The following is an 8,466-nucleotide window of genomic DNA, read 5'->3' as shown; positions in this document are numbered from 1 at the left end:
GCCGTGCTGAGCCACCCGACGGTGGCGTCCAAGCGCTTCTTGATCACCATTGGCGACCGCAGCGTGGGCGGGCTGACGCACCGCGACCAGATGGTCGGCCCGTGGCAGGTGCCGGTGGCCGATTGCGCCGTGACGCTGGCCGACTACCACGGCTTTGCCGGCGAGGCCATGAGCATGGGCGAACGCACGCCGCTGGCCGCCGTGGGCTCGGGTGGGGCCGCCGCTTCGGGCCGCATGGCGGTGGCCGAGGCCATCACCAATTTGCTGGCCGCGCCGATTGAGTTGCCGCGCGTCAAGCTGTCGGCCAACTGGATGGCCGCCTGCGGCGAGCCGGGGCAGGATGCGGCGCTCTACGAAACCGTGAAAGCCGTGGGCATGGAACTGTGCCCGGCGCTGGGCGTGTCGATTCCGGTCGGCAAGGATTCGCTGTCGATGCGCACCGTCTGGAGCGACGGCGCCAACAGCAAGAAAGTCACCTCGCCGGTGTCGCTGATCGTCAGCGCCTTTGCCACGCTGGCCGACGTGCGCGGCACGCTGACGCCGCAGCTGAACGCGCAAGAGGCCGACACCACGCTGATCCTGATTGATCTGGGCAAGGGTCAGATGCGCATGGGCGGCTCGATTCTGGCGCAAAGCCTGAATCTGGAAGACGGCGCCGTGCCCGATCTGGACGACCCGCAAGACCTGGTGAATCTGGTCAATGCCATCAACGCCTTGCGTGCGCAAGGGCAAGTCCTGGCCTACCACGACCGCAGCGACGGTGGCCTGTTTGCGGCGGCCTGCGAAATGGCTTTTGCCGGCCATGTCGGCGTGTCGCTCAACATCGACATGCTGCTGGTCGAGGGTGACGGCATCACCGACAGCCGCATGGACAGCGGCGACAGCAAGAACTGGGCGACGCAGGTCGGCCCGCGCCGCGAAGAGCAGACGCTCAAGGCGCTGTTCAACGAAGAACTGGGCGTCCTGATTCAGGTGCGTACCGAGGTGCGCAATGAGGTCATGCAAACCCTGCGCGAGCATGGCCTGTCCCGGTTCAGCCATTTCGTCGGCAAGACCCGCCCCGAGCATGCCGCGCTCGAAGTCGGCAAGGGCGAGGTGCAGGTCTGGCGCGACACCAAAGCCGTGTTCAAGGCCTCGCTGCAGGACTTGCACCAGGTCTGGGACTCGGTCAGCTGGAAGATTTGCCAGCAGCGCGACAACCCGGCCGGCGCCGATGCCGAGCACGCCGCCGTGGGCGACCCGGCCAATCCCGGCTTGCAGGTGCAGCTCACGTTTGAACCCTCAAAAACGCTGGAAGCACCGGCACTGAACCTGTCGCGCCCCAGGGTTGCCGTGCTGCGCGAGCAAGGCGTCAACTCGCATGTGGAAATGGCCTACGCCTTTACCGAGGCCGGTTTTGACGCCTTCGACGTTCACATGACCGATCTGCAAAGCGGACGGGCCCGGCTGGCTGACTTTAGCGGCGTGGTGGCCTGTGGTGGCTTCAGCTACGGCGACACGCTGGGCGCGGGTATAGGCTGGGCCCGGTCGATTACCTTCAACCCGGCGCTGGCCGACCAGTTCAAGGCCTTTTTCGCCCGGCAGGACACCTTTGGCCTGGGCGTGTGCAATGGCTGCCAGATGTTTGCCGAGCTGGCCGACATCATTCCGGGTGCCGAGGCCTGGCCGCGCTTTACCACCAACCGCAGCGAGCGCTTTGAGGCGCGCCTGAGCCAGGTCGAGGTGCTCGACTCACCCAGCCTGTTCTTTCAGGGCATGGCCGGCAGCCGGCTGCCGATTGCGGTGGCGCACGGTGAAGGCTATGCCAATTTTGCCCACCGCGGCGATGCCGGCAAGGCGATTGCCGCCATGCGTTTTACCGACAACCATGGGGTAGCGACCGAAGCCTACCCGGCCAACCCCAACGGCAGCGCCGGCGGTTTGACGGCCGTGACCACGCCCGACGGCCGCTTCACCGCGATGATGCCGCACCCCGAGCGCGTGTTTCGCAACATCCAGATGAGCTGGACCGCGCTGGACCCGAGCGCCCACAGCCCGTGGCTGCAGTTGTGGCACAACGCCCGCCGCTGGGTCGGTTAACCCCCGCTGAACGCCAATAAGAAAGGGTTTCGCAGATGGCTGCCTCATTCCAGTTGCCCGCCCAGACGGCGGCGGATTTTGCCCGCGACGGCGCCGCGCTGTTGCGCGGGGTATTGAGCCCCGACGAGGTGCAGCGGCTGGCGCGGGGCATAGAGCACAACCTGGCCCACCTCAGCCCGCTGGCGATGGTGGCCAGCGAGCCCGATGACCCGGGCCGCTTCGTCGAAGACTTCTGCAGCTGGCAAGCGAACCCGGACTACCGCGCCATTCTGTGTGAATCGCAGCTGCCGCGCGTGTCCGCGCAACTGATGGCCAGCCGCACCGCCCGGGTCTACCACGACCACCTGCTGGTCAAGGAAGCCGGCACGCGCCAGCCCACGCCCTGGCACCAGGACCAGCCCTACTACAACGTCAGCGGCCGGCAGAACGTGAGTTTCTGGATTCCGGTGGACCCGGTGCCGCAGCAAAGCACGCTGCGCTTTGTCGCCGGCTCGCACGCCGGCACCTGGTACATGCCGCGCACCTTTCGCGACAGCCAGGCCAGATGGTTTCCCGATGGCACGCTGGCCGAATTGCCGGCGATTGACGCCCACCCCGACCAGTACCGGCAACTGGCCTGGGCGCTGGAGCCGGGCGACGCGGTGGCCTTCAACATGCTGACCCTGCACGCGAGCAGCGGTGTCGGGGCAGGTACGCGCCGGCGCGTGTTCTCGGCCCGCTACCTGGGCGACGATGCGCGCCACGCGGTGCGACCCTGGCGCACCTCGCCGCCGTTTGCCGGGCTGGCCGAGCGGCTGGCGGATGGCGCGCCCATGGTTGACGAACTGTTCCCGCAGGTCTGGGAGCAAACCGAAGCCGCCGCCGCCGAGCCCCAGCGGTCGTGAAACAACCGGGCGCCGCGCCAGCCCGCATGAGCCCGACCGGCCCGCCCATCGCGGCCGTTCAGCGTTTTGACACGATAGACGCCCTGCGCGGTGCGGCCGTCGTCTGGATGACGCTGTTTCATTTTTGCTTTGACCTCAATCACTTTGGCTACCTGAGGCAGGACTTTTACAGCGACCCGTTCTGGACCTGGCAGCGCACCTTCATCGTCAGCCTGTTTTTGTTGTGCGCCGGGCTGGGGCAGGCCGTGGCGCTGCAGCGCGGCCAAAGCGCGCGGCGTTTCTGGAGGCGCTGGGCGCAAGTCGCCGCCTGTGCGCTGCTGGTCACGGCAAGCTCGTACTGGATGTTTCCGAAGAGCTTTATCTACTTCGGCGTGCTGCACGGCATTGCCGTGATGCTGATCGTGGTGCGCTTTAGCGCCGGTTGGGGACGCTGGCTGTGGCTGGCCGGCGGGCTCGCAATCGCTATGAAATTCATAGCTGCTTACGCTCATTCTTATTGGGCTGGAGCCGATTTTCTTAATAATTCCGGGTTCAACTGGCTGGGTTTTGTCAGCCGCAAGCCGATCACCGAGGACTACGTCCCGCTGCTGCCCTGGCTGGGTCTGATGTGGTGGGGCATGGCGGCGGGGCAATGGCTGCTGGCCAGCCGGCCGCACTGGGGCAGCCGCGCGATACCGGCGGCGGCAGCGCCGCTGGCCTGGCTGGGACGCTGGAGCCTGTCCTGGTACATGCTGCACCAGCCGGTGCTGATTGGCGTGTTGACGGCCCTGGCCGCGCTCAAAACCTTGCGCTAAAACCGGCCGCGCCCACAAAAAAACGCGGCCGGAGCCGCGTTTTTTGGGGTGAAAAGGCGGGTCGCCTTATTCGATCTTGGCCTTCTTGCGCAACTCTTCCTGAAACGCGGCCAGCTTTTGCTGCTGCATCTGCTGGGCGATCTGGGGTTTGACTTCTTCAAACGCCGGCAACTGCGCGGTGCGGATATCGTCCACGCGAATCACATGGAAGCCAAACTGCGATTTGACCGGCGTGTCGGTCAGCTGACCCTTGGCCAGCTTGCCCAGCGCGTCGCTGAACTCGGGCACATAGCTCGACGGGTTGGCCCAGTCCAGGTCGCCGCCCTTGGCGCCGGAGCCGGGGTCTTTGGACTGCTTCTTGGCGATGTCTTCAAACTTGCCGCCTTTTTTCAGGCTGGCAATAATGGTTTTGGCCTCGGCTTCGTTTTCGACCAGGATGTGGCGCGCCTTGTATTCCTTGCCGCCGTTGGCTGCCACAAACTTGTCGTATTCGCCCTTCAGGTCGGCGTCGGTCACCGGGTTTTTTTTCTGGAAGTCGGCAAACAGTTCGCGGATCAAAATGGTCTGGCGCGCCAGTTCCATCTGCACCTTGTAGTCATCGCTGGCGGACAGGCCGCGTTTTTCGGCTTCCTGCATGAACACTTCACGGGCAATGACTTCTTCGCGCAACTGGCCTTCCATCTCTGGCGTGACCGGGCGGCCCGATTTGGCCACCTGCTGCGCCAGCGCCTCAACGCGGGCCTTGGGCACGGCCTTGCCGTTGACGATGGCGATGTTCTGGGCCAGCGCGCCCTGGGCGCCAAAGGCGAGCAGGCCCGCCGCGAGAGTCGCCAGTAAAAAGTGCTTCTTCATGTGATCCTTGTCATCGTTGGTAATTTTTGCCGGGTCAGGCCGGTTTGCTGTGCGCCTTGACACCGTTCCTGCGGTCGTTCAGGGGGACTGGACAATCTCTATCGCCAGCGCGTGCAGGCCCTGGTCGATGAAATTTTGCATTGCATCATACACAAGCCGGTGCTGCGCCACGCGGCTCTTGCCGGCAAACAGCGGGCTGGCGATGCGCACCCGAAAATGCGAGCCAAAACCCTCGGCATTGGCGCCGGCGTGACCGGCGTGCGCGCCGCTTTCGTCAAACACTTCAAGCCGGGTCGGATTCAACTGCGCCCTGAGCTGCCGCTCGATGGCATCGACAAAAACCGGCTGGATGCCAGAGTACGGTTCGGTCATGGGGTGGGGTCCAGGGGAGTGTCCATCTTGACATGCTTGTTGAGAAAAACCGCCTGCACCAGCACAAACACCAGCATCAGGCCCAGGCCGCCGAACAGCTTGAAGTTGACCCAGGTGCTGGTCGGAAAATTAAAGGCGACCCAGAGGTTGAGGAAGCCCATCACGGTGAAAAAAGCCACCCAGCTCAGGTTGACGTTGCGCCAGACCGGATCCGGCAGCGTCATTTGCGAGCCCATCAGCGACTTGATGCCGTTTTTCTTGAACACCAGCTGACCCAGCAGCAGGGCGCTGCCCATGACCCAGTAGAGCACGGTCGGCTTCCATTTGATGAAGCTCTCGCTATGAAAATAAATGGTGGCGCCACCCAGCACCGTGACCAGCCCCAGGCTGACCCACAGCATGGTGTCGATTTTCTTGCCCCTGAGCCTGAGCCACAGGATCTGGGCAAAGGTCGCGACGATCACCACCACCGTGGCCAGCAGCACCGGCGCCTCGGCCAACCCGACCACGCCGCCCGACACCAGGAAACCCAGCCATTCGGTGGCGGTGCTGGCGGCCCAGTCCTTGTGGCCCTCGGCGTACTTGAACATGCCGAAGAACAGCGCAATCGGTAAAAAGTCGAACAGAAGTTTCATGGGGCGATTATCGCGGAGGCATTACAGACATCTGCCTGGGCTGGAATCCGGCAGCCGGGTGAACGAAACGAGAGGGTAATGCCTGCTCTTCACACCAGCAGGGGCCGCGGAACCGGCTTTGCCGGGCCGCAGGCGCAGCGGCCCCCTCGGGGGGCAGCGCAGTACGCGAAGCGACAAGCGTGGGGGCCACATTCACTTTGGCTTGAAATCGAGCGAAGCCGAGTTCATGCAATAACGCAGGCCGGTCGGGGTCGGTCCATCGGGAAAGACATGGCCCAAATGGGCACCGCAATTGGCGCAGACGGTTTCGGTGCGCGTCATGCCATGGGCCCGGTCCATATGCTCTTCAATCGCGCCGGCCTTGACCTCCTGCGAAAAGCTGGGCCAGCCGCAGCCCGCATCAAACTTGGTGGAGGCGTCGAAAAGCTCGGCATCGCAGCAAATGCAGCGGTAGGTGCCGGGCGAATAGTTGTCTTCGTACTTGCCGGAAAAAGGCCGCTCGGTGGCGGCATGGCGGGTGACTTCAAAGGCGGCGGGCTCGGCGCCTTTTTCGGCCAGCAGGGCTTTCCATTCGGCGTCGGTTTTCTGGATTTTGGGGCTCATGGTTGGGGCGTCCTTGTGGCGTGGGTGGGCAGGGGGGCGTGTTTGTTACGAGCTGCAACTGATTTCTATGGAACTGGCCCAGTCGGGCGGAAATCCGGCCAGGCGCTCGTGCGCTTCATGCTCGTCAAATGGGGTCTGCAGCACGCTCAGCAAGGTGTTGACCCCGGAAAAATCCTTTAGTTTCGCGGCGCGTATGGCTTCCTCGCCCAGATGGTTGCGCAGAACGAACCTGGGATTGTTTTTGAGCATCAAATCGGCCCGCAGCCCACTGTCTACGTGCGTAAGCCGCTCTGAATACTGTAGCGCCCAGGCATTGAAGGATTCGCGGTCGAAGAACAGGTCGCGCACCGCTTCGTGGCCGCTTTGCGGGGTAAAGCTGCACAGGTGACGCCAGAAAATCGTGTAGTCGACCCGGTTGGCGGCGAGCAGCTTGAAGGTGTTTTCCACCAGCGCCAGGTCCTGCGGCTGCTCCTCAGGCAGCCCGAGCTTGGCGCGCATCCGGGCCGCCAGCGCCGCCGGAAACACGGTTTTGTAGGACTCCAGTGCCGCCAGCGCCTGCTCCTGGCTGTCCATCAGCGGTAGCAGCGCCTGGCCCAGGCAAAACAGGTTCCAGTAACCCATGTTGGGCTGCCGGTTGTAGGCGTAGCGGCCCTCGGCGTCCGAATGGTTGCAGACATGGCCGGGGTCGAACGCATCGAGGAACTGGAACGGGCCGTAGTCAATCGTCAGGCCCAGAATGCTCATGTTGTCGGTGTTCATCACGCCGTGGCAAAAGCCCACGGCCTGCCAGGCGGCCATCAGGTGCGCGGTGCGCTCACTCACGGCCTGCAGCAGCGCCGCATAGGGCTGGCTGGCTTCGCGGCAAGCCGGGTAAAACCGGTCAATCACATGGTCGGCCAGCGCCTTGAGCTGGACAGGCTGCTCGCTGTAGCTGAAGTGCTCGAAATGGCCAAAGCGGATGAAGCTGGGGGCAACCCGCGTCACCACGGCGGCGGTCTCTATCTCTTCGCGGCGCACGGCAGCGTCGGAGCCGGTGATACAGAGCGCGCGGGTGGAGGGAATACCCAGGCCATGCATGGCTTCGGAGCACAAAAACTCGCGGATCGAGCTGCGCAGCACGGCCCGGCCATCGCCCATGCGCGAGTAGGGCGTTCTGCCCGCGCCCTTGAGCTGGATTTCCTGCGGGCCTTGCGGGGTTTGCAGCTCACCCAGCAAAATCGCCCGGCCATCGCCCAGCTGCCCGGCCCAGACGCCAAACTGGTGGCCGCTGTAGACACTGGCCAGCGGCCTCGAACCTGGCGCCAGCTGGTTGCCGGTCAGCATGGCCAGCGCGTCGGCCGATTCCATCCAGGCCTCGCCCAGCCCCAGTTCGCGCGCCATGGCCTGGCTGCGCCCGACCCAGTAGGGCGCGGGCAGCGGCGCGGGTTGGAGTTCGGTGTAAAAGGCCGGGCCCAGTTCGGCAAAACTGTGGCGCCAGTTCAGGGGGGCGGTATCAGGTGCATGGGGCGTGTCAGTCGTCCGGTCAAGCGGGGTGGCGGTGGCAGAGGTCATGCTTCCGATTGTCTTATGACGGCGACGGCCCTGCGTTGCAGGGGTTAAAGCCCGGGCCGCGCCTGGCTAGGGGTGCCCGGCCTTGTCACCAAGGTGCTCGCCTTCGGATTTCCCCCGGGGCGAGGCGGCGTAGGTGCGGGGTACGATGCGGCCACGAGGCATTTGAATTCACAACACGCCCCCAGGGCAGGAAAGGAAACACACCATGTTAGGTTTGATGCAAAGTCAGCCGCTGCTGATCTCATCGCTGATCGAGTTCGCCGAACGCCACCATGGGGACGCCGAAATCGTGTCGCGCCGCGTCGAAGGCGATCTGCATCGCTACACCTACAAGGACGCCGCCAGCCGGTCGCGCCAGGTGGCCAATGCGCTGGATGGCCTGAAGCTGGCCTTTGGTGACCGCGTCGCCACGCTGGCCTGGAACGGTTACCGCCACTTCGAGCTGTATTACGGCGTCAGCGGCTCGGGCCGGGTGCTGCACACCATCAACCCGCGCCTGCACCCCGACCAGATTGCCTGGATTGCCAACCACGCCGAAGACCAGGTGCTGTGTTTTGACCTGAGCTTTCTGCCGCTGGTGCAGGCCGTGCACGGCCGTTGCCCCAGCATCAAGCACTACATCGCGCTGTGCGACGCCGACAAGCTGCCCGCTGACTCCGGCGTTCCCAACCTGCAAAGCTACGAAAGCTGGGTGGG

The 8,466-nt window shown here is 64.4% G+C and carries 9 protein-coding genes; 4 read left to right on the top strand and 5 right to left on the bottom strand.

What is annotated here, in order from left to right; translation table 11 throughout:
* The 3 genes from purL to RMO23_RS11190 form a co-directional block, all read left to right on the top strand.
* Positions 1-2,079, top strand: a 2,079-nt coding sequence (gene purL, locus RMO23_RS11200; protein WP_309681468.1) for a phosphoribosylformylglycinamidine synthase, incomplete at its 5' end; no start/stop codon positions are given.
* 35 nt (positions 2,080-2,114) lie between these two features.
* Positions 2,115-2,963 (top strand): phytanoyl-CoA dioxygenase family protein, encoded by an 849-nt coding sequence (locus tag RMO23_RS11195; RefSeq protein ID WP_309681466.1) that lies wholly within the window; start codon positions 2,115-2,117, stop codon positions 2,961-2,963.
* Between the two features lie 26 nt (positions 2,964-2,989).
* Positions 2,990-3,757 (top strand): heparan-alpha-glucosaminide N-acetyltransferase, encoded by a 768-nt coding sequence (locus RMO23_RS11190; RefSeq protein WP_309681470.1) that lies wholly within the window; start codon positions 2,990-2,992, stop codon positions 3,755-3,757.
* Positions 3,758-3,823: 66 nt separating this feature from the next.
* On the opposite strand, the gene RMO23_RS11185 is transcribed toward RMO23_RS11190, so the two are convergent.
* The 5 genes from RMO23_RS11185 to RMO23_RS11165 all read right to left on the bottom strand — a co-directional run bounded on the left by RMO23_RS11185 (position 3,824) and on the right by RMO23_RS11165 (position 7,770).
* Positions 3,824-4,609, bottom strand: coding sequence for a peptidylprolyl isomerase (locus RMO23_RS11185; protein ID WP_309681464.1), 786 nt, complete (start codon positions 4,607-4,609; stop codon positions 3,824-3,826).
* A gap of 78 nt (positions 4,610-4,687) precedes the next feature.
* Positions 4,688-4,981: a BolA family protein gene (locus tag RMO23_RS11180; protein WP_309681463.1), complete on the bottom strand. Its 294-nt coding sequence runs from the start codon at positions 4,979-4,981 to the stop codon at positions 4,688-4,690.
* The gene (locus RMO23_RS11175; protein ID WP_309681461.1) at positions 4,978-5,616 is read right to left on the bottom strand and encodes a septation protein A; all 639 of its coding nucleotides are present in this window, start codon (positions 5,614-5,616) and stop codon (positions 4,978-4,980) included. Before RMO23_RS11175 ends, RMO23_RS11180 begins: the two co-directional genes overlap by 4 nt.
* Positions 5,617-5,808: 192 nt before the next feature.
* On the bottom strand, positions 5,809-6,219 hold the full coding sequence (msrB, locus tag RMO23_RS11170) for a peptide-methionine (R)-S-oxide reductase MsrB (protein ID WP_309681458.1): 411 nt from the start codon (positions 6,217-6,219) through the stop codon (positions 5,809-5,811).
* Between the two features lie 45 nt (positions 6,220-6,264).
* Positions 6,265-7,770: a protein adenylyltransferase SelO family protein gene (locus RMO23_RS11165; RefSeq protein WP_309681457.1), complete on the bottom strand. Its 1,506-nt coding sequence runs from the start codon at positions 7,768-7,770 to the stop codon at positions 6,265-6,267.
* 205 nt (positions 7,771-7,975) lie between these two features.
* Here RMO23_RS11165 and RMO23_RS11160 point away from each other — a divergent pair.
* Positions 7,976-8,466, top strand: a 491-nt coding sequence (locus RMO23_RS11160; RefSeq protein WP_309681455.1) for an AMP-binding protein, incomplete at its 3' end; no start/stop codon positions are given.

The organism is Polaromonas sp. (assembly GCF_031411155.1).
Taxonomy (GTDB): Bacteria; Pseudomonadota; Gammaproteobacteria; order Burkholderiales; family Burkholderiaceae_C; genus Polaromonas.
This window is presented reverse-complemented; position numbering and strand designations above follow the sequence as displayed.

Excerpts from the sequence above, each read along its gene's own strand:
- RMO23_RS11165 (WP_309681457.1), bottom strand. The coding sequence starts at position 7,770 with ATGACCTCTGCCACCGCCACCCCGCTTGACCGGACGACTGACACGCCC.
- RMO23_RS11175 (WP_309681461.1), bottom strand. The coding sequence starts at position 5,616 with ATGAAACTTCTGTTCGACTTTTTACCGATTGCGCTGTTCTTCGGCATG.
- RMO23_RS11185 (WP_309681464.1), bottom strand. The coding sequence starts at position 4,609 with ATGAAGAAGCACTTTTTACTGGCGACTCTCGCGGCGGGCCTGCTCGCC.
- RMO23_RS11180 (WP_309681463.1), bottom strand. The coding sequence starts at position 4,981 with ATGACCGAACCGTACTCTGGCATCCAGCCGGTTTTTGTCGATGCCATC.
- msrB (WP_309681458.1), bottom strand. The coding sequence starts at position 6,219 with ATGAGCCCCAAAATCCAGAAAACCGACGCCGAATGGAAAGCCCTGCTG.
- RMO23_RS11190 (WP_309681470.1), top strand. The coding sequence starts at position 2,990 with ATGAGCCCGACCGGCCCGCCCATCGCGGCCGTTCAGCGTTTTGACACG.
- RMO23_RS11195 (WP_309681466.1), top strand. The coding sequence starts at position 2,115 with ATGGCTGCCTCATTCCAGTTGCCCGCCCAGACGGCGGCGGATTTTGCC.